Annotated in this window: 19 protein-coding genes; 11 read left to right on the top strand and 8 right to left on the bottom strand. The window is 72.9% G+C overall.

Annotation, left to right across the window (positions count from 1 at the left end):
• Positions 1-57: 57 nt before the first annotated feature.
• Positions 58-978: a LysR family transcriptional regulator gene (locus tag ACRYR2_RS09495; protein ID WP_432562612.1), complete on the top strand. Its 921-nt coding sequence runs from the start codon at positions 58-60 to the stop codon at positions 976-978.
• On the opposite strand, the gene ACRYR2_RS09490 is transcribed toward ACRYR2_RS09495, so the two are convergent.
• The 6 genes from ACRYR2_RS09490 to kdgD form a co-directional block, all read right to left on the bottom strand.
• On the bottom strand, positions 921-1694 hold the full coding sequence (locus ACRYR2_RS09490; RefSeq protein WP_432562611.1) for a trans-aconitate 2-methyltransferase: 774 nt from the start codon (positions 1692-1694) through the stop codon (positions 921-923). The two genes, ACRYR2_RS09495 and ACRYR2_RS09490, sit on opposite strands and share 58 nt — an antisense overlap.
• 93 nt (positions 1695-1787) lie before the next feature.
• Positions 1788-2171, bottom strand: a complete 384-nt coding sequence (locus ACRYR2_RS09485; protein WP_432562610.1) for a universal stress protein — start codon at positions 2169-2171, stop codon at positions 1788-1790.
• Positions 2172-2217: 46 nt separating this feature from the next.
• Positions 2218-3126 carry a 2-hydroxyacid dehydrogenase gene (locus ACRYR2_RS09480; RefSeq protein WP_432562609.1) on the bottom strand — a complete coding sequence of 303 codons (909 nt, stop codon included), beginning with the start codon at positions 3124-3126 and terminating at the stop codon, positions 2218-2220.
• Positions 3123-4394, bottom strand: coding sequence for an enolase C-terminal domain-like protein (locus tag ACRYR2_RS09475; protein WP_432562735.1), 1272 nt, complete (start codon positions 4392-4394; stop codon positions 3123-3125). The genes ACRYR2_RS09480 and ACRYR2_RS09475 overlap by 4 nt, the downstream gene beginning before the upstream one ends.
• A 52-nt stretch (positions 4395-4446) precedes the next feature.
• Positions 4447-5982 carry an aldehyde dehydrogenase (NADP(+)) gene (locus tag ACRYR2_RS09470; protein ID WP_432562608.1) on the bottom strand — a complete coding sequence of 512 codons (1536 nt, stop codon included), beginning with the start codon at positions 5980-5982 and terminating at the stop codon, positions 4447-4449.
• The gene (gene kdgD, locus ACRYR2_RS09465; protein WP_432562607.1) at positions 5982-6902 is read right to left on the bottom strand and encodes a 5-dehydro-4-deoxyglucarate dehydratase; all 921 of its coding nucleotides are present in this window, start codon (positions 6900-6902) and stop codon (positions 5982-5984) included. The genes ACRYR2_RS09470 and kdgD overlap by 1 nt, the downstream gene beginning before the upstream one ends.
• Before the next feature lie 207 nt (positions 6903-7109).
• Here kdgD and ACRYR2_RS09460 point away from each other — a divergent pair, with 207 nt between their 5' ends.
• From ACRYR2_RS09460 to ACRYR2_RS09440, 5 genes are read left to right on the top strand one after another with little or no spacing between them, the layout of a single operon-like run.
• Positions 7110-8654 (top strand): ABC transporter substrate-binding protein, encoded by a 1545-nt coding sequence (locus tag ACRYR2_RS09460; RefSeq protein WP_432562606.1) that lies wholly within the window; start codon positions 7110-7112, stop codon positions 8652-8654.
• Complete coding sequence (locus ACRYR2_RS09455; protein ID WP_432562605.1) at positions 8655-9584, top strand: ABC transporter permease; 930 nt, start codon at positions 8655-8657, stop codon at positions 9582-9584.
• A gap of 1 nt (position 9585) precedes the next feature.
• Positions 9586-10566: an ABC transporter permease gene (locus ACRYR2_RS09450; RefSeq protein WP_432562604.1), complete on the top strand. Its 981-nt coding sequence runs from the start codon at positions 9586-9588 to the stop codon at positions 10564-10566.
• Positions 10563-11564, top strand: coding sequence for an ABC transporter ATP-binding protein (locus ACRYR2_RS09445; RefSeq protein ID WP_432562603.1), 1002 nt, complete (start codon positions 10563-10565; stop codon positions 11562-11564). The genes ACRYR2_RS09450 and ACRYR2_RS09445 overlap by 4 nt, the downstream gene beginning before the upstream one ends.
• Entirely contained in the window at positions 11561-12556 is a 996-nt protein-coding gene (locus tag ACRYR2_RS09440; RefSeq protein WP_432562602.1) for an ABC transporter ATP-binding protein, read from the top strand. The genes ACRYR2_RS09445 and ACRYR2_RS09440 overlap by 4 nt, the downstream gene beginning before the upstream one ends.
• 118 nt (positions 12557-12674) lie before the next feature.
• On the opposite strand, the gene ACRYR2_RS09435 is transcribed toward ACRYR2_RS09440, so the two are convergent.
• The gene (locus ACRYR2_RS09435) at positions 12675-13676 is read right to left on the bottom strand and encodes an adenosine deaminase (RefSeq protein WP_432562601.1); all 1002 of its coding nucleotides are present in this window, start codon (positions 13674-13676) and stop codon (positions 12675-12677) included.
• A 116-nt stretch (positions 13677-13792) separates the two neighbouring features.
• Between ACRYR2_RS09435 and ACRYR2_RS09430 the strand changes: the two genes are divergently transcribed.
• Genes ACRYR2_RS09430 through ACRYR2_RS09410 form a run of 5 tightly spaced genes read left to right on the top strand, consistent with a single transcriptional unit; the run spans position 13793 to position 18795 of the window.
• Positions 13793-14785, top strand: a complete 993-nt coding sequence (locus tag ACRYR2_RS09430; RefSeq protein ID WP_432562600.1) for an ABC transporter substrate-binding protein — start codon at positions 13793-13795, stop codon at positions 14783-14785.
• Between the two features lie 5 nt (positions 14786-14790).
• Positions 14791-15759 (top strand): 5-formyltetrahydrofolate cyclo-ligase, encoded by a 969-nt coding sequence (locus ACRYR2_RS09425; RefSeq protein WP_432562599.1) that lies wholly within the window; start codon positions 14791-14793, stop codon positions 15757-15759.
• A complete protein-coding gene (locus ACRYR2_RS09420) occupies positions 15756-16505 on the top strand; it encodes a 5-formyltetrahydrofolate cyclo-ligase (RefSeq protein ID WP_432562598.1) in 750 nt (249 codons plus the stop codon). The genes ACRYR2_RS09425 and ACRYR2_RS09420 overlap by 4 nt, the downstream gene beginning before the upstream one ends.
• Complete coding sequence (locus tag ACRYR2_RS09415; RefSeq protein WP_432562597.1) at positions 16502-17278, top strand: ABC transporter ATP-binding protein; 777 nt, start codon at positions 16502-16504, stop codon at positions 17276-17278. Before ACRYR2_RS09420 ends, ACRYR2_RS09415 begins: the two co-directional genes overlap by 4 nt.
• Positions 17275-18795, top strand: a complete 1521-nt coding sequence (locus ACRYR2_RS09410; RefSeq protein WP_432562596.1) for an ABC transporter permease — start codon at positions 17275-17277, stop codon at positions 18793-18795. The genes ACRYR2_RS09415 and ACRYR2_RS09410 overlap by 4 nt, the downstream gene beginning before the upstream one ends.
• A gap of 69 nt (positions 18796-18864) precedes the next feature.
• Here ACRYR2_RS09410 and ACRYR2_RS09405 read toward each other — a convergent pair whose 3' ends face one another.
• Positions 18865-20145 carry a glucarate dehydratase family protein gene (locus ACRYR2_RS09405; RefSeq protein WP_432562595.1) on the bottom strand — a complete coding sequence of 427 codons (1281 nt, stop codon included), beginning with the start codon at positions 20143-20145 and terminating at the stop codon, positions 18865-18867.
• Positions 20146-20322 lie beyond the last annotated feature (177 nt).

Below are 20322 nucleotides of genomic sequence, written 5' to 3'. Positions count from 1 at the left end.
CACCACCCCAGAAGTCCAACAACTGCCTCTTCTCGCGGGCAGAAGTACAGTTTCTGGATGGACCTGCGTCAGATGCAGTACGTCGTCGCCCTGGCCGACGAACGGCAGTTCACCCGCGCGGCGGCGCTCAGCGGCGTCTCGCAGTCCGGGCTGTCGGCCGCCATCCGCACGCTGGAGGACGAACTGGGCACGGCGTTGTTCGACCGCAGCCCCCGCCTCGTGCAGCCCACCGACGCGGGCCTGGCGCTGCTGCCCTTCGCCCGCACCATGCTCGCCCAGGCCACGGCCGCCCGGGACGCCGTCGTCCAGGCCACCCGGCGGCTGTCCGGAACGCTGCGGGTGGGGGCCGAGCAGTGCCTCGGCGTCGTGGACGTCTCCACGCTGCTGGAACGTTTCCACCGGCGCTTCCCCCAGGTGGAGGTCCACTTCGAGCAGGCCGGCTCGCACGACCTGGTGGGCCGGGTGCGCGAGGGGGAGCTCGACCTCGCCTTCGTCGCCACGACCGAGCACCTGGGGGCGTTGCCGGCGACCGAGCTCGGCCGCGAACCACTCGTCCTGCTGGCCCCGCCGGAGCACGCGCTGGCGGGCCGGTCGGTCGTGGCCTGGCCGGACCTGACGACCTCGCCGTTCATCGACTTCGTCCCCTCCTGGGGCGTGCGGCCGATCACCGACGCCGCCTGCGCCGGGCACGGCGTGCACCGGCGGGTCCGCTTCAGCGTCGGGGACGTGCACGCCCTGCTCGACCTCGTCGGGCGGGGTCTCGGGATCGCCATCGTGCCCCGGCACGTCGCCGCCAAACCCGAGGCGGCGCGACTGGCGGTCGTCCCGATGCCGGCCGACACCCCGCAGTGGGTGGTCTCGGTGGTGAGTTCCACGGCGGCCTCACCCGCCCCGCACCTGCTGGAACTGCTGGAGGCCGATCAGCCCGGCACGGTCGAGACGGCGAACGTGCGCAGGAACGGGAACGGCGTGCCGTAGTCGCGCGCCGGGTAGGCCTCGCGCAGCAGCGCGGCGTACTCGCGTTCGAACTCCGCGGCGGAGGCGGCGTCCAGGGCCTGCAGCACCGGGCGCAGCCCCGTCCCGCGGACCCACTCCAGCACCGGGTCCTCACCGGCCAGGACCTGCTGGTACTCGGTCTGCCACACGTCGGCCAGCAACCCGGCCCCGGCCAGCAGGTCGAGGTACTCCTGGGGGGTGGCCACCGATTCGCTGCCGCGCAGCACCCCGGCCAGCCGGTGCCGCCACGGCGGGGAGTCGGCCAGTTCGCGCATCAGCCGGTGCGAGGGGGCGTCGAAGTTCGACGGCACCTGGAACGCCAGCCACGCGCCGGGGGCCAGCTGCGAGGCCCAGCGGCGCAGCAGGTCCCGGTGCTCCGGGATCCACTGCAGGACGGCGTTGCTGACGACGACGTCCACCCCGGTCGCGTCGAAGTCCTGGGCCGCGGCGACCGCGAACTCCACGCCGTGGTCCACCGGCGCCTTGGCGATCATCTCGGGGGAGGAGTCGAAACCCCGCACCCGCGCCCCCGGCCAGCGCCGGGCCAGTTCCAGCGTGAGGTTCCCCGGGCCGCACCCCACGTCGACGACGAGGTCGGGGTCGGAGGCCTCGACGCGGGCCAGCAGGTCGTGGAACGGGCGGGCCCGCGGCGCGGAGAAACGGGCGTACTGGGCGGGGTCCCACGTCAGCGCGTTCACGTCGGCAACGTACCGGTGTGCGGTCGCGGGGGCACGACGGCCGCGGTGCCGGGCAGCGCCGGACCGTGATCGCGGGCGGGGCGGGGCGGGGTGTCAGGCGGGGAGCGGGGGTTTCACCGCCGTCACTGGGCACTGCGCCTCGAGCAGCACCCGCTGAGACGTGCTGCCCAGCAGCAGCTTGCCGACGGGGGAGCGGCGGCGGATCCCGAGGACGATGACCTCGGTCTCCTCCTCGAAGGACACGTCGATGAGCTCCTCGGCCGCGTCGCGGTCGCCGGTCAGGTGCCGGATCGACACCTCCACCCCGCTCGAGGCGCGCAGGAGCTCGACGTCGGCGCGCAGTTCCGCCTCCTCGGCCGAGCCGGGGCGCGTGCCGAGCACGACGAGGTCGGTGGAACGACGTCCGGCCTCCTGCACCGCGTGCTGCAACGCGGTCCGCCCGGCGTCGGAGGAGATCCAGCCCACGACGACGCTCATGCCACCACACCCCTCCGCTCCGTCACGGCGTCGCGCCGCTCGCCGCTCACGTGCACTCCGGGACAGGGGTCAGCACACGTCCCTCGCGCAGGAACGCCTCGAGGTTGTCCAGCACCAGTCGCTCCATGTCGTTCCTCGTCTCCACCGTCCCGCTGCCCAGGTGCGGCAGCAGGACCACGTCGTCGCGATCGAGCAGGGCGGCCGGGACGTGCGGCTCGTGCGCGAACACGTCGAGCCCGGCGCCGGCGATCCGGCCGTCCTGCAGGGCCTTCACGAGCGCGTCCTCGTCGACGACGCTGCCGCGGGCGACGTTCACCAGGTACCCCCGCGGACCCAGGGCCTCGAGCACCTGCTCGGAGACCAGGCCGGCCGATCCGGACCCGCCGGCGGCCGCGACGACCAGCACGTCCGACGCGGCGGCCAGCGACACCGCGTCGGGGGCGTACCCGTACGCGACGTCGGGCAGTTCCCGGCGGTTGTGGTAGGAGATCGGGCAGCCGAACGCCTCGAGCCGGTGCGCGACCGCCCGGCCGATCCGGCCCAGGCCGAGGATCCCGACCCGGGACCCGCTGACCCGGCGGGTCAGCGGGAAGTTCCCGCCCTCCGGCCACCGGCCCGCGCGCACCCAGCGGTCCGCGGCGCTGAAACCCCGCAGCACGGCGAGCACCAGCGCGACGGCGGTGTCCGCCACGCAGTCGGTCAGCACGTCGGGCGTGTTCGTCACGACGACTCCCCGCCGCGTCGCCTCGGCGACGTCGGTCGTGTCGTACCCGACACCGAAGTTCAGCACCGCCCGCAGGTTCGGCAACCGCCCCATGAGCTCGGCGTCGACGCCGAACCGTCCCGAGGTCACCACGACGTCCACGTCGTCGGCGGGGACGTCCCGCGCCCCGTACCGGGAGCGCAGCGTCTGGACCAGCGAGGGTTTCAGCGCGCCGACGACCAGGACGCTCACGAGCGGTCCAGAGCCGGTCGCTTCGGGTCGAACGTCCACCCGGGAACCAGGTACTGCATGGCGATCGCGTCGTCCCGTGCCCCGAGCCCCTCGCGCTGGTACAGCTCGTGCGCCGCGGCGAGACGTTCCTCGTCCAGGTCCACCCCCAGGCCGGGAGCGGTGGGGACGTCGAGGAACCCCTCGCGGATCTGCAGCGGCTCGCGGGTCAGCCGCTGTCCGTCCTGCCAGATCCAGTGCGTGTCGATCGCCGTGACGTCGCCCGGAGCCGCCGCCGCGACGTGGGTGAACATCGCCAGGGAGATGTCGAAGTGGTTGTTCGAGTGCGAACCCCAGGTCAGTCCCCACGCGGCGCACAACTGCGCCACCCGCACCGAACCGGCCATCGTCCAGAAGTGCGGGTCGGCCAGCGGGATGTCGACGGCGTTGGTGCGCACGGCGTGCCCGAGCTGCCGCCAGTCGGTGGCGATCATGTTGGTGGCCGTGGTCATCCCGGTCGCGCGCTTGAACTCGGCCATGACCTCGCGGCCGGAGTACCCGCCCTCGGCGCCGCACGGGTCCTCGGCGTAGGCCAGGACCTCCCGCAGGTCCCTGCCGTACCGGACGGCGTCGGCCAGGAGCCAGCCGCCGTTGGGGTCCAGGGTGATGCGGGCGTCCGGGAAGCGCTGCGCGAGCGCGGTGACGACCTCGACCTCCTCCTCGCCGGGCAGCACCCCGCCCTTGAGCTTGAAGTCGGCGAACCCGTACTTCGCCTGCGCCGCCTCGGCCAGCCGCACGACCGACGCGGCGTCCATCGCCGGTTCGTGCCGCAACCGCGACCAGTCGTCGGCCGCGTCGGGTTCGGCGCGGTAGGCCAGGTCGGTCCTGGTCCGGTCGCCCACGAAGAACAGGTAGCCCAGCGCCTGCACCCGGTCGCGCTGCCGGCCCTCGCCCAGCAGGTCGGCGACGGGAACCCCGAGGAACTTGCCGAACAGGTCCAGCAGCGCCGCCTCCAGGGCGGTCACGACGTGCACGGTGGTGCGCAGGTCGAACGTCTGCAGCCCGCGGCCGCCGGCGTCGCGCCCGGCGAACGTCTGCTGCACCTGCTGCAGCAGCGTGCGGTACCGCCCGACGGGCTGCCCGACGAGGAGCTCGCCGGCCTCGACGAGGGTGGTGCGGATCGCCTCGCCACCGGGAACCTCGCCGACGCCGGTGCGGCCGTCGGAGTCGGTGAGCACGACGACGTTGCGCGTGAAGTACGGGGCGTGCGCCCCGGACAGGTTCAGCAGCATGTCGTCGTGGCCGGCGACCGGGACGACCCGGACGCCGACGACGACGGGCGCATCACTCACCGCGGACCTCCGCGGGCAGCAGCGCGGCCGGCACGTCCTGGTAGGCGACCGGCCGCAGGAACCGGTCGATGGCCAGCGTGCCGACCGAGGTGGACCGGCCGTCGCTGGTCGCGGGGAACGGCCCGCCGTGGACGATCGCGGCTCCGACGTCGACGCCCGTGGGCCAGCCGTTGACGACGATCCGGCCGACCTTCTCCTCCAGCACGGGCAGCAGTTCCTCGGCGGCGGGCACGTCCTGCTCGGCGAGGTGGACCGTCGCGGTGAGCTGCCCCTCGAGCCGCTCCAGGAGTTCGGGCAGCAGCGCGGCGTCGGGCACCCGCACCACCAGCGAGGACGCACCGAAGACCTCCGCGGACAAGCTCTCGTCGGCCAGGAAGGCCTCACCCGTCGTGGTGAACAGGTGCGTCACGCCGCGGGCGGAGATCGACTCGTCGTCCAGGCCGGTGGCGACCTCCTCCACGGCCGGGTTCTCGCGCAGTGCCTGGACGCCGCGGTCGTAGGCCGAGCAGATCGTCGCCGACAGCATGGGGGCCGCGGCCGACTCGCGCACCGCCGCGCCGGCGCCCTCGAGGAAGTCCTGCAGACCGGCGGACTCGACGGCGAACACGAGGCCGGGGTTCGTGCACAGCTGCCCCACGCCCATCGTGAGGGACCCGACGAAGGCCGCGCCGATCGCCGAGCCGCGTTCGGCGAGCGCGCCGGGGAGCAGGACGACGGGGTTGATGCTGGACATCTCCGCGTAGACGGGGATGGGGCGGGGCCGGGCGTTGGCGACGGCGACCAGCGCCGTGCCCCCGGAGCGGGAACCGGTGAACCCGACCGCGGCGATCGCGGGGTGCGCGACCAGCGCCGTGCCGACCTCGCGGCCCTCGCCGTACAGCATCGAGAACACGCCGGCCGGCAGGCCGTGCTCGGCGACGGCTTCGGCGATCGCGCCGGCGACCAGCTCGGAGGTGCCCGGGTGCGAGGAGTGCGCCTTGACGACGACGGGACAGCCCGCGGCCAGCGCCGACGCGGTGTCGCCGCCGGCGACGGAGAACGCGAGCGGGAAGTTGCTGGCCCCGAACACCGCGACCGGGCCGATCGGCACCTTGCGCTGGCGCAGGTCCGGACGGGGCAGGGGAGTGCGCTCCGGCAGTGCGGGTTCGATCCGGACGCCGGTGTGGGAGCCGTCGCGGACCACACCGGCGAACAGCCGCAGCTGGTTGGTCGTGCGGGCCAGTTCCCCGCGCACGCGGGCCTCGGCGATGCCCGTCTCGGCCTGCACGCGCTCGACGACCTGCTCGGTCAGCGCCGTGAGCTTGTCCGCGATCGCGTCGAGGAACTCGGCCCGGACCTTCGGATCGGTGCGGCGGAACGTGCGGAAGGCCTGCCCGGCAGCGGTCGCGGCGCGGTCGACGTCGGCGGCGGTGCCGTAGCGGTAGGCCGGTTCCAGGGTGGCGCCGGTGCGCGGGTCGGTGGCGTGCACTTCGCCGCCGGAGCCGAGGACGCGGTCGCCGGCCAGGAACATCTGTCCCGTGAGCGTCATCAGATCACCTTCTTGACGAGGTCGGTGAGTTCGGCCAGTTCACTGGCGGTCAGGTCGGTCAGCGGTGGCCGCACCGGACCGGCCGGGCGACCCACCGCGGTCATGCCCGCCTTGACGATCGAGACGGGGTAGCCGTTGGCGCGGTTGCGGATGTCGAGGTAGGGGATGACGAACTCGCGCAGCCGTTCGTAGACCCCCTCGCGGTCGCGGTCGCGGACCCGTGCGTAGAAGTCGGTGGCCCACTGCGGGGCGAAGTTGAAGATCGCCGAGGAGTACGTCGTCGCACCCAGTTCCAGGTAGGGCAGCGCGTAGGTCTCCGCGGTGGGCAGGCCGCCGACGTAGACGAGCCGGTCGCCGTGGGTGGCGTACAGGGTCGCCATCAGGTCGATGTCGCAGATGCCGTCCTTGAACCCGACGAAGTTCGGGAACTCCTCCACGAGCCGGGCGACGGTGCGGGCGGTGAACCTCGCGTTGGCCCGGTGGTAGACGACGACCCCGAGGGAGGTGCTGCGGCAGACCGCGGCGACGTGCTCGTAGAGCCCGTCCTGGGTCAGTTCGTTGAGGTAGGGCGGCAGGACGAAGATGCCGTCGGCGCCGGCGGCCTCGACCTCCTTCGTCATCGCGACCGCGGTCGACGTGCCGTACCCGACCGGCCCGACGACGGGGCTGGCCCCGGCGTTGGCCTGGACGGTGGCGGCGACGATCGCGACGACCTCCTCGCGGGTCAGCGCGGGGAACTCCCCGGTGCCGCCGGCGGCGAACAGGCCCGAGGCCCCGAAGCCGGACAGGTGGCTGACGTGCTCGCGGTAGCCGGCTTCGTCGAAGGAGAGGTCGGGGCGGGTGTGCGTGACCGGGAACGACAGCAGCCCCGAGCCCAGGGCCCGGCGGAGGTCGTCAGGTGCGTAGCTGCTCTGGCTCATGATTCTCCGGGTGTCGGTTCCGGGAGGCGCCCGTGCCTCGCGCGGTGGTGCCGACCGTACCAGCCATCGCCACGGATGGGAACATTGTCCACGGATGTGTACGGCGACTGCACTGCTTGACGTCGGGTCGTGAGCAGCCTAGATTCCGTCTCGGTCGCCAGACTCCATCCACACCCGTAGACACTGCCGTCCGGTGGAGGAACCGCAATGACGCACCACCTCGTCCGGCCGCTGGCCGCAGGTTCCGCCGTGCTGCTGCTCGGCGCCTGCTCGGTGGCCAACTCCGGCAGCGGTTCGCCGGCCTCGCCGGACACGGTCCGGATCGTGCTGCCGCAGGAACCCCCGACCCTCGAGCCGTGCGACGCCTCGCTCACCTCCACGGGCGTCGTCGTCCGCTCCAACATCACCGAACCCCTCGTCGAACGCGATCCGGCGACGGGTGACCTGCTGCCGCTGCTGGCCACGGCGTGGGAGCAGAGCTCGCCGACGACCTGGACCTTCCACCTGCGGCCGGGCGTGACGTTCAGCGACGGCACCCCGTTCGACGCGCAGGCCGCGGCCTTCTCCATCCAGCGCACGCTCGACTCCGACGTCAGCTGCGACGTCGAGGGGTACGTCTTCGGCGACGTCGACCTCGGCACCGAGGTGGTCGACCCGCAGACCCTCGTCGTCACCACGCCGGAGCCGGACCCGATCCTGCCGCTGCGGGTGTCCTTCATCGAGGTGGTCCCCACCTCCACCAGCACCGACGCCAAGGTCCGCGAACCCGTCGGCACCGGCCCCTTCCGGGTCGAGCGCTGGGACGCCGGCCAGCGGCTGCTGCTGACCCGCAACGACACCTACTGGGGCCAGGCGCCCGCGTACGCCGCGGCCGAGTACGAGTGGCGCACCGAGGGCAGCGTGCGGGCCGCCATGGTCGTCGGGGGAGAGGCGGAGATCGCCACCTCGATCGGCCCCGAGGACGGTGCCGGCGCCACCGAGGTCGACTACCGCAACAACGAGACGACCGCCATCCGCATGCAGGTCGGCGAACCGCCGCTGGACGACCCGCGCGTCCGGCGCGCGATCAACCTGGCCGTCGACCGGACGAGCCTGGCGCAGATCCTCTTCGGCAACGGGGCCGAACCCGCCGCGCAACTCGTCCCCGAGGGCATCGTGGGGTTCAACCCCGACCTGGAGCCGGTGCCCTACGACCCCGCGCAGGCGCAGCAGCTGCTCGACGAGGCCCGCGCCGACGGTGTCGACCTCGACGTCCCGATCCGGCTCATCGGCCGCACCGGGCAGTTCCCGATGATCGACGAGGCCGTGCAGGTCGTCCAGCAGCAACTGGCCGACCTCGGGCTGGACGTCTCGATCCGGATGGTCGACACCGTGCAGTCGGTGGAGTTCCAGCAGCGGCCGTTCCCGAACGACCCCGGTCCGTACCTGCTGGTCATCCAGCACGGCAACCAGGCCGGCGACGCGGCGTTCAGCATGGACCAGTACCTGCTGAGCGAGGGCCAGCAGAGCTCCGGCGGCGACCCCGCGTTCGACGAGCGGATCCGGGCGGCCGAGGCGCTGTCCGGGCAGGAGCGGCAGGACGCCCTCGCGCAGGTGTTCGCCGACGAACCCGACACCGTCGGCCAGTACGCCTACATCGCCCACATGACCGGGGCGATCGCCCGGTCCGACCGTGTCGACTACGAACCGAACTCCGCGACGGGGGACGAGATGCACCTCGCTGCCATGGAACCCACGCCGGAGGTGAGCTGAATGGTGCGCTTCGCCGCCCGCCGGGCGCTGACGAGCCTGGTCCCGCTGTTCGTCGTGCTGCTCGGGGTGTTCCTGCTGGCCCGGCTGACGGGCGACCCGACCTCGCTGTACCTGCCCGAGTCGGCGACCGCCGAGCAACGCGCCGAGTTCGCCGCGGCCAACGGTTTCGACGACCCGTGGTGGCGGCAGCTGCTGGACTACCTCGCCGGGGTGGTGCAGCTGGACTTCGGCACCTCGCTGCGCACCGGTGAGGACGCCGCGGCCATGGCGCTGCGGGCCTTCCCCGCCACGCTGCAACTGGCCGCGACGACCATGCTCATCGCGGTCCTGGCGGCCGTCGTCATCGGTTCCTGGGCCGCGTTCCGGCCGAACTCGATCGCCGACCGGATCTCCTCGTTCCTGTCGATGACCGCGGCCAGCGTCCCGGACTTCTGGTTCGCCATCACCGGCGTCCTGGTGTTCGCGGTCGTCCTGGGCTGGTTGCCGACCTCCGGGGTCGACGCGGGGGCGGCGAGCTGGGTGCTGCCGATCCTGACCCTGGTCATCCGGCCCGTCGGGGTGCTGACCCAGGTGGTCCGCGGGGCGATGGTCTCGGCGTTGTCGGCGCCCTACGTGCGGCTGGCGCGCAGCAAGGGCGCCGACGACCTGCGCGTGGTCACCCACCACGCGCTGCGCAACGCCGCCGCCCCGGCGCTGACGGTGGCCGGCGACCTCACGGTCGGCCTGGTCAACGGCGCCGTCGTGGTCGAGACGATCTTCGGCTGGCCCGGCATCGGCAAGCTCATGATCGACTCGATCCTCGGCCGCGACTTCGCCGTCCTGCAGGCGGCCGTCCTGCTGACGGCCGTGACGATCTTCGTCCTCAACATCCTCATCGACGTCGGGTACGCGCTGCTGGACGCGCGCGTGCGCGAGAAGGTCGCGGTGTGACGTGGCAACTGTCGAAGAAACCGGGGCAGCGCCTGCCGTCGCGGTCGAGAAGCCGACCTCGAAGGTGTCGTTGTGGCGCATGCTGCTGCGCGACCGGGTCGCGTTCGGCGCGGCGGTCGTCCTCGCCCTCATCACGCTCGTCGCGCTGTTCGGGCCGGTGCTGCTGTCCGACACCGCCGACGACCTGGACCTGCGCGAGGCCCGCCGGGCGCCCTCGCTGGACCACGGCGTCGCCGGCCTGCTGGGCACCGACCCGCTGGGCCGCAGCGTGCTCGTGCGGCTGGTCCTGGCGGCGCGGACGACGTTCTCGGTCGCCGTGCCCGCCGTGCTCATCGCCCTCGTGGTCGGCACCCTCATCGGCATGTGGGCCGGTTTCCACCGCGGCCGGCGCGAGACCGTGGCGATGCGCGTCGCCGACGTCATCATGAGCTTCCCCTCGCTGCTGATGGCCGTCGTCGTGCTGTTCGTCTTCAACCCCAGCGCGGCGAACATCGTCGCGGTGCTGGCGGTCACCCGGATCCCGATCTACCTGCGCACCGCCCGGGCCGAGTCGGCCGAGCTGTCCACCCGGCTGTTCGTCGACGCGGCCCGCACCTTCGGCACCCCGGCGCGGTCCATCATCCGCCGGCACGTGTTCCCCGTCGTGCTGCCCACGCTGCTGACCGTGGCGACGCTGGAGTTCTGCTTCGTCATGCTCAGCGAGTCCTCGCTGAGCTTCCTGGGCATCGGCATCCAGCCGCCGGACGTCAGCTGGGGGCTCATGGTGGCCCAGGGCCGCACCTACCTCGCGACGGCCTGGTGGCTGTCGTTCTTCCCGGGGTTGTGCATCGTCGTCACCACGGTGTCCGCGACGGTCCTGGCCGCGTGGGCGCGGCTGGCGACCGACCCGGCGCAGCGGTGGCGGCTGACGCTGCCCCGGTCCCAGCGTCGTCGGCTGCGGCGGGCCGACAGGCTCGCCGCGAAGCGTTCGGAGGAACTGTGACCGTCCTGACCGGAGCACCCGCCCTGGACGTCGACGGCCTGAGCGTCGACATCCGCACCCCCGCCGGAACCGTGCGCGCCGTGGACGGCGTGAGCTTCGGCGCCCGCTCGGGCCGCACCCTGGCCCTGCTCGGGGAGTCCGGCTGCGGGAAGTCGCTGACCGCGCAGGCGCTGGTGGGCCTGCTGGAACCGGTGGCCTCCGTCGCCGGCGGTGCCGTGCGGCTGGGGGACACCGACCTCGTCACCGCGGGACGTTCGGTGCGGCGCAGGCTGGCCGGCCCGGGGCTGGCCATCGTGTTCCAGGACGCGCTGACCGCCCTGAACCCCGTCTACACCGTGGGGACCCAGCTGGCCGAACCGTTCCGCATCCACCAGGGGATGTCGAGGAAGGCCGCCCGCGCCGAGGCCGTCCGGCTGATGGCGCGGGTGGGGATCCCGAGCCCGGAGACGCGGGTCGACGCCTACCCGCACCAGTTCTCCGGCGGGATGCGGCAGCGGTTGCTCATCGCCATGGCCGTGGCGCTGAACCCCGCCGTGCTGCTGGCCGACGAACCCACGACGGCGCTCGACGTGACGGTCCAGGCGCAGATCATGCAGTTGCTGCGGGAACTGCGGACCGAGCGGAACATGGCCGTCGTCCTCATCACCCACGACCTCGCGCTGGTCGCGGAGGAGGCCGACGACGTCGTCGTCATGTACGCCGGGACGGTCGTGGAGGCCGGTCCCGTCGCCGAGGTCTTCGCCCACCCGCACCACCCGTACACGCGGGGGCTGCTGGACTCGGTGCCGGCCGGGACGCCGAAGGGGACCGAACTCGCCTCGATCGGGGGGTCGCCGCCGGAACTGCACAAGATCCCCGCCTCGTGCGTCTACCAGGACCGGTGCCCGCTGGTGCGGGAGAGGTGCCGGGCCGAACGGCCCGCGGTGCGGTCCTCGGGGGAGCGCCGGGTCGCCTGCCACTTCGCGGAGGAACTCGGGTTCGAGGGGGCGATCGCGTGAACGAGGCGCTGCTGAAGGTGCGGGGTCTGACCAAGACGTTCCCGGTCACCTCGCACGGGAGGACGCAGGGGCTGCGGGCCCTGGACGGGATCGACCTCGACCTGGGCCGCGGGGAGACCCTGGGCCTGGTGGGGGAGTCCGGCTGCGGGAAGTCGACGCTGGCCCGCACCCTGCTGATGCTCGAACGCCCCGACGCCGGAACCGTGCGGTTCGACGGTGTCGACCCGTGGACGCTGCGCGGCAAGGAGCTCCTCGAGTTCCGCCGCCGGGTGCAGATGGTGTTCCAGGACCCGTTCGCCTCGCTCAACGCGCGGATGAGCGCGGGCGACATCGTCGCCGAACCCTGGCGCACCCACCGCGGGATGTACAGGACCTCGCGCGACCGGGCCGCCCGCGTCCGCGAACTGCTGCACCTGGTCGGCCTGCGGCCCAGCGACGCCGGCAAGTTCCCCTCGGAGTTCTCCGGCGGCCAGCGGCAGCGGCTCGGGATCGCCCGTGCACTGGCGCTGAAACCGGACGTCATCGTCTGCGACGAACCGGTGTCGGCGCTGGACCTGTCGGTGCAGGCGCAGGTGCTGAACCTGCTGGCCGACCTGCAGGGCGAACTCGGCGTGAGCTACGTGTTCATCTCCCACGACCTGTCGGTCGTGCGGCACGTCGCCGACCGCGTCGTGGTCATGTACCTGGGCCGGATCGTGGAGTCCGGCGCGACCGACGACGTCTACGACCGCCACCAGCACCCCTACGCCGCGGCCCTGCTGTCCGCGGCGCCCACGCTGGACCCCGAGCACCGGCGGGAACGGATCGTGCTGTCGGGGGAGATCCCCTCGCCGCTGGACCCGCCGTCGGGGTGCCGGTTCCGCACGCGCTGCTGGAAGGCGACGCAGGAGTGCTCGGTGGCCGCGCCGCCGCTGGTGCGCGACCAGCACGGCAGCGAGCACGTCGCGGAGTGCTTCCACCCGCTCGTGTCCAGCACCCCCGTCGCCGTCTGACCGCCCCTCAACCCCGGCGATCGAGGACTCGACCCCGGCGATCAAGGATTCGGCAGACGTCGCGAATCCTCGATCGTCGTTCTCGAGTCCTCGATCGTCGGGAAGGGGGTGGGGTGGGTCAGCGGGTGGCGAGCCAGGCGTCGATGCCGGCCAGGAGTTCCGCCTTGCGCGCGGGTGCGGCGAAGGACCCCTCGACGGCGTTGCGGGCCAGCAGGGCCGCCGTCGCGTCGTCCAGGCCGAGGTGCTCGGCCACGGCGTCGAAGGTGTCGCCCACGTACCCGCCGAAGTAGGCGGGGTCGTCGGAGTTCAGGCTGACCTTCAGCCCGGCCGCCAGCATCGCCGGCAGCGGGTGCTCCGCCAGGTCGTCGACGACCCGCAGCCGCAGGTTCGACAGCGGGCAGACCGTCAGCGGGACCTCCTCGCGCACCAGGCGGGCGACGAGGTCGGGGTCGTCCAGCGAGCGCACCCCGTGGTCGATCCGCTCGACGCCGAGGGCGTCCAGCGCCTCCAGGACTGAGGACGCCGGCGCTTCTTCACCGGCGTGCGCGACGCGGTGCAGGCCCAGTTCGGCCGCGCGGGCGAAGACCCCGGCGAAGGGGGTGGGCGGGAAGCCGACCTCGGCGGAGTCCAGGCCGACGCCGAGCAGCACGTCGAGCCGGGTGCGGGCCTCCTCCAGCGTCTGCGCGGCCTCGGCCACGGGACGGTCGCGCAGGAAGCACAGGATGAGCCCGCCCGTGACGCCCAGTTCGGTCCCCGCGCGGGTCAGGGCGTCGGTCAGGCCGTCGACGACGTCGGTGAAGGCCACGCCGCGCACGGTGTGGGCCTGCGGGTCGAAGAACACCTCCACGTGCCGCAGGCCTTGCGCCGCAGAACGTTCCAGGTAGGCCCAGAGCAGGTCGTGGAAGTCGCGGCGGGTGCGCAGGACGGCCGTGGTGGCGTAGTAGAGGTCCAGGAAGGACTGCAGGTCGGTGAAGTCGTAGGCCGCACGCAGGTCGTCCTCGGTCGCGAACGGCAGCTCGACGCCGTTGCGCCGGGCCAGCGCGAAGGCGAGCTCGGGCTCCAGGGTCCCCTCGGCGTGCAGGTGGAGCTCGACCTTGGGCAGCGCGGCGAAGGCAGACACGCGTGCATGCTCGCACGTCCTCCGAGAAGACATTCAAACGACTAGACGTTTACACCTCTGAAACACGGGTCGTGCACCATGGGCCCTCACCACCTGTCGCGAGATCCGGAGTACCCGTGCGCAACCCCACCCGTGCCACCGTCCTGCGCGGCGCCGCCCTCGGCGCCCTCGGCCTCTTCGCGGCCGGCTGCTCGCGCCACGACTCCGCGACCGGCGACGCCGGGGACCGCTCCCTGACCTTCCAGGCCTCCTGGATCAACGACGCGGAGTTCACCGGCTACTTCGTGGCCATCGACGAGGGGTACTACGCCGAGGAGGGGTTGCAGCTGGAGTACGTCTCCGGCGGCCCCAGCGTCATCCCCGAGAGCTCGCTGCTGTCCGGCGCCGCGCACATCGCGCTCACCAGCCCGGACACCACCGTGTCGGCCATCACCGAGCAGGGCGCCGAGCTCGTCGTCGTGGGCACCCAGTACCAGCGCAACCCGCTCGGGGTCGTCTCGCTGGCGGCCAGCGGCATCGCCACCCCGGCTGACCTCGTCGGCAGGACCGTCGCGGTGCCCGACGTGAACCGGCTCGCCTTCGAGGCGATGCTGACGGTCAACGACATCGCCCTCGACGGCGTGAGCGTCGTGCCCTACGCCTACGACCCGACCCCGTTGCTGAACGGCGAGGTCGACGCGACCCTCGACTTCGTGACCAACGTGCCGTTCACCCTCGAGCAGGCCGGCGCCGCCGCCTCCTCCTTCCTGCTGTACGACGCGGGCTACCGGATCCCCAACGACACCGTCGTCGTGACCCGCGAACTGCTCGAGGACCGGCGCGAGGACGTCGTGGCGTGGCTGCGCGCGAGCCGTCGCGGCTGGGAGGCGAACCTCGCCGACCCGGCGCTGTACCCGCCGCAGTTCATGGACACCTGGTTCGAGGGCACCGGCCGCACCCTGGAGAACGAGCTGTTCTTCAACCAGGCCCAGAAGCCTCTCGTCGAGGACCAGGCCGGGATCTTCGCGCTGACCCCGGAGAGCATCGCCGCCACCATCGAGTCCCTCGCCCTCGTCGGCCTGACCGCCACCGAGGACATGTTCGACGGTTCGCTGCTCGAGGACCTGTGATCCCGGTGACGACGGGTCCGGCGTACGCGCAGGTCGCTGCGGCCCTGCGCGAACTCGCGCTGACCCACCCCTGGGAGGACGACGGGCCGCTACCGGCCGAGAGCGTGCTGACGGGACGCTTCGGCGTCAGCCGGGGAACGCTGCGTCGGGCCACCGAGGAACTCGTCCGGGACGGGCTGCTCAGCTCCGAGCCCGGCCGCGGGACGTACGTGCGCCGGCACGCCCAGCTGCGGGCGCTGATCGGGGAACGGCTGCGCGGCATCGCGATCCCGGACAGCCGGTGGCACCTGGACGTGCACGCCTTCGTGCCCGACTTCGCCGGGTCGCAGCAGTGCCTCGCCACCCTGCGCGAGCGCGCCGAGTACCGCGCCGCGGACCTCGTCGTCATCACCCCGGACAACAGCCTGCGCGCCCTCGTGCGGGCCGCCCTCGACGACGGCAAGACCGTCGTCGTGCCCACCTACGGGTTGCGGCGCGGTTTCGTCCGGCTCGACGCCTCCGCGGTCCCGGCCGAGCACCGGGAGTTCGCCGCGACGCTCGACGGTCTGGAGAGGTTCGGGACGACGCTGGACCTGGCCGCGCTGCGGGTCCTGTCGCACGTCGACCTGCTGGTCACCGGCGCCGTCGCGTTCAGCACCGACGGCGTCCACGTCGGCAGCGAGAGCGCCTACCTGGACCTGGAGTGGGGCATCCTGGCCGAACTCGGCCTGGCCGACGCCGCCACCGCGGTGGTCGGGATCGCCCACGACGAGCAGGTCGTCTCGGTCCCCCTGCAACCGCTGGCGGGGGGAGTGCGGGTCGACACGGTGCTGACCCCGTCGCGCTCGCACGAGAACACCGTCCCGCCGGCCCGGCCGGCCGGGATCACCTGGAACGCGGTGGGCGAGGAACGCCTCACCGACAACCCGTACCTGAAGTCCCTGCGCCCCGCCCCCGGCGAGCGCACCGCACCGTTGAAGGGCCGCACCTCGTGAGCGTCGACATCGTCCAGCAGCACCGGGACCGCATCTGGGCGGCCCTGCGCCGCGTCGGACGCCCCGACTCCCGGTTCCACTGGGACTTCTCCTCCTTCATCGCCGACTTCGAGGGCAGCTCGGAGGCCACCGCCCGCGTCCTCGAGCTCGACGCCTGGCGGCGGGCCGAGCGCGTGTTCATCACGCCCGACAACTCCACCGAACTGCTGCGCCGCGAGGCGCTGTACGCCGGCAAGACGTTGCTGGTCACGACCTACGGCATCCGCCGCGGGTTCCTGCAGATCGGTCCCGGCGTCGTCCCGGAGCGGGACGTGAACTACGCCGCGACGCTGGACGGCCTGGACTGGTACGGCACGCCCGTCAGCCTCGCCGACCTGCGCGGCGGACCGGAACTGCCGCTGCTGATCACCGGCGGATCGGCCGTGAGCAGCAACGGGATCCGCTTCGGCAAGGGGCACGGCTACTTCGACCTGGAGTGGGCGGTGCTGTCGGAGATCGGGTTGACCGGTGCGGGTTCCGTGGTCGTCGACGTCGTCCACGACGAGCAGGTCGTCGACGAGCACCTCGACGGCGAACCGCACGACGTCGCCGTCGACTGGATCGTCACCCCGACCCGCGCGCTGCACGTTCCCGACCACGGCCGGACCGCCGGTTTCGTGCGCTGGGACATGCTGCCCGGCACCGAGCACGAGTTCCTGCCGCCCATCGAGGAACTGCGCGCCTGGCGCGACGGGGCCGGCGCGTGAGTGCGACCGTCTCGGTCCGCGGTCTGCGCCGCACCTACGCCGGACGGTCCGGCGACGTCACCGCGCTGGACGGCATCGACCTGGAGTTCCCGGCCGGCTCGTTCACCGCGCTCATCGGTGCGTCGGGGTGCGGGAAGTCGACCCTGCTGCGGTTGCTCGGCGACCTGGACGAACCGACCAGCGGGGTCGTCGAGGTGGACGGTGGGTCCCCCTCGGCGGCCCGGCGCACCGGCCGGGTGGGGGTCGCGTTCCAGGACCCCTCGCTGCTGCCGTGGCGTTCGGTGCGCCGCAACGTGTCGCTGACGCTGGAGGCCGCCGGCCGGAAGGTCGACCGCTCCGCGATCGACGACCTCATCTCCCTGGTCGGGCTGGACGGGTTCGCCGACGCCCGGCCCCGGCAGCTGTCCGGTGGGATGCGGCAGCGGGTGGCGATCGCCCGCGCGCTGGCGCTCGATCCGGACCTGCTGCTGCTCGACGAACCGTTCGGCGCGCTGGACGAACTGCTGCGCGTGTCGATGAACGTCGAGCTCCAGCGCATCTGGACGCGGCGGCGCAGCACGACCGTCATCGTCACGCACTCCATCTCCGAGGCCGTGTTCCTGGCCGACCGGGTGGTCGTCATGGGCGCCCGGCCCGGCCGGGTGTGCGACGTCGTCGAGGTGCCCTTCGCGCGGCCACGGGACGTCGAACTGCTGCGCGCACCGGAGTTCCACGCGTTCTGCGACGACGTCTCGCGGCGGCTGGCGGCGGCGGTGGCGGGAGTCGCGGCGTGAGGGTCGCCCGGACGGGGGCCTCGTTCCTCGTCCTGGCCGTGCTGTGGGAACTGCTGGGCCGCAGCGGTCTGGTCTCCGCCTTCCCCCCGCTGACCGCCATCGCGGGATCGTGGTGGGAGCACCGCGCCGACTACCCCGACCACGTGCTCGCCACCACGACGAGCGCGGCGGCCGGGTTCGCCCTGGGCAACCTCGTGGCGGTCTTCGTGGCGGTGCTGTTCGCGTTGTCGCCCGTGGCCGAGCGGCTGGGCCGGGCGCTGACCGTCGTGCTGTTCTGCCTGCCGGTCGTGGTGGTCGCGCCGATCCTGGGCATCGCGTTCGAGGCGCCGTGGCCGCGGGTCCTGCTCGCGGCGTTGTGCGTGTTCTTCCCGACGTTGGTCGCGACCGGTCTGGGGTTGTCCCAGGCGCCCGGTGACGCGCTCGCGGTGGTCCGGTCCGCCGGTGGTGGCGCGTTCCGGGCGGCTGCGCTGGTGCGTGCCCGGGCGGCCCTGCCGGACCTGCTGGGTGGTCTGCAGGTCGCGGCCCCGGCCGCGGTGCTGGGTGCGATGCTCGGTGAGTTCCTCGGTGGGGGAGACGGTCTCGGTGTCTACCTGCTGGGATCCATGGGGCGCGCGGATCCGGCGGCGCTGTGGGCCGTCGGCTTGACCGCGACGGTCCTGAGCGTCGTCGTGTACGGGGTCTTCGGGGTGCTGCGGGCGGCGGCCGGGGCGGACACGGCGCGGCTCGCCGCCGAGGTGCCGGCGCAGGGTCGCACGACGCGGAACCCGGTGCGGTTCCTGTGGCCGCTGGGCGGGCTGGCCGTGGTGGTCGTCGCCTGGTACGCGTTCCTGGCCGCGACCGGGCTGCCGCGCACGCTGATGAACTCCCCGCTCGACGTCGTCGAGGCGCTGACGACGGCACCGATCGCGGCCGAGCGCCGGGCGGAGCTGCTCGACGCGCTGTCGGTGAGCCTGCCGCCGGCCGTGCTCGGTGCGGGCGCCGGGTTGCTGCTGGCGCTGGTCCTCGCGGTCGCGCTGAGCGTGTTCCCCGCGGCGGCGCGGACGGTGCTGCCGTTCGCGTTCCTCAGCCAGACGATGCCGCTGGTCGCGTTGACCCCGCTCATCGCGCTGCTGTTCGGCCGGGGCACGCTGACGATCGTGCTCGTCACGGTGTCGGTGACGTTCTTCCCGGCCCTGGTGGCGATCTCGCAGGGGATCGCCGCCGCCCCCACCGGTCCGTTGCAGGTGCTGCGGTCGGTGAACGCCTCCCGGACCACCGTCCTGAGCCGGTACGTCCTGCCGCAGGCGCTGCCGCACGTGCTGTCGGCCGTCCGCCTGGCGGTGCCGCGGGCGTTGACCGGCGTCGTGCTGGCCGAGCAGTTCGTCACCGGCACCGGGCTGGGGAACCTGCTGGGCGCCAGCCGCGGAACTCTGGACTACCGGATGATGTGGATCGTCGCCGCCGTCGTGGCGGCGTTGTCCGTGGCCGGCTACGCCCTGGCCCGTGGGCTGGAGCACGCGGTGCTGCGCCGCCGCTGATCCGGCGGAGAGCACCCTTCCCGACCTCGTGGACGACTCGAGGAGAGCGGGAAGGGTGCTCCCCGCGGGTCACCAGACGGCGGTGCGGGGGGAGAAACCCGGATCGACCGTCCGCATGTACCCGGTGTCGTCGCGGTTGCGGATCCCGCAGCCCAGGTACTGCTCGTGCAACCGGGCCAGGGCGTCGCGGTCGAGTTCGACGCCGAGCCCGGGCGTCGTCGGGACCTTCACGGCCCCGCCGGAGAACGACAGGACGCCGGGGACGACGACGTCGTCCTCGACGCGCTTCCACGGCCAGTGCGTGTCGCAGGCGTAGTCGAGGTTCGGGGTCGCCGCCGCCAGGTGGGTCATGGCGGCCAGGCTGATGCCGAGGTGGGAGTTGGAGTGCATCGACAACCCCAGGCCGAACACCTCGCAGATCCGCGCGAGGTCCTGCGAGCGCCGCAGACCGCCCCAGAAGTGGTGGTCGGACAGCACGACCTGCACGGCGTCGGCGGCGATGGCCGGCGGCAGGTGCCCGAACGCCACGACGCACATGTTCGTGGCCAGCGGCATGTCCGTGCGGCCCTTGAGCTTCGCCGCGACGGTGGCCATGCCCTCGATGCCGGGGGTGGGGTCCTCGAGGTACTCCAGGACGCCTTCGAGTTGTTCGGCGACCCACACGGAGGTCTCCGGTGTCCACGCGCCGTTGGGGTCCAGTCGCAGCGGCAGGTCGGGGAACTCCGCACGCAGGGCCTTGATCGCCTCCACCTCCTGCTCGGGTGGGAACGCGCCGCCCTTGAGCTTGACCGCGGTGAACCCGTACTCGTCGACCATGCGGCGGACCTGGGCGACGACACCGGCTGGGTCGAGCGCGGCGCCCCACTCGTCCTCGTCCTGCCCGGGGTGCCCGGCCCACTTGTAGAAGGCGTAGGCGCTGTAGGCGACCTCGTCGCGCACGGCGCCGCCGAGCAGGTCGCTGACGGGGCGGCCGAGCAGTTTGCCCTGCACGTCCAGGGAGGCGACCTCGAAGGGGGACAGGACGCGGTCGGCGGTGTTCGAGCTGGTCACCTGCAGGCCCATGCCGTGCCCGCCGGTGGTGGTGTCGCCGGCCAGCGAGGCGACGACCTCGCGGCCCAGGGCGTGCAGGTCGAAGACGTCGAGGCCCTCCAGCCGCTGGGCCGCGGCGCGCAGGCGGTCGAGGTGGGCGGCGTCGCCGTAGCTCTCGCCGAGGCCGCTGACCCCGTCCTCGGTGCGGATCTCGACGACGCTGCGCAGGGCGAAGGGTTCGTGGACGCCGACGTTGTTGAGCAGCGGGAGGTCGCGGAAGGCGACCGGGGTGATCGTGACCTCGGTGATTCTGCTGGTCATCGTCCGTCCTTCGTCGTCGGAGGTGCCGCCATCGTGCCACACGTCCACATGGGCGGACAACGCCCGCAGACGTGGGCCCGTCGGGCGAGGTGTCCGTGCCACGGCGATGGGGGTACGGTGGTCGCATGGCTCGACTGGAGAACCTCCTCCTTCGTCGCCGCGGCGGGGCCAGCTAGG

Origin of the sequence: Kineococcus deserti (assembly GCF_050871945.1) — a bacterium.
In the GTDB taxonomy this organism is placed as follows: Bacteria; Actinomycetota; Actinomycetes; order Actinomycetales; family Kineococcaceae; genus Kineococcus.
The sequence above is the reverse complement of the archived record's forward strand: the minus strand, read 5'-3'. Positions and strand labels throughout refer to the sequence as shown.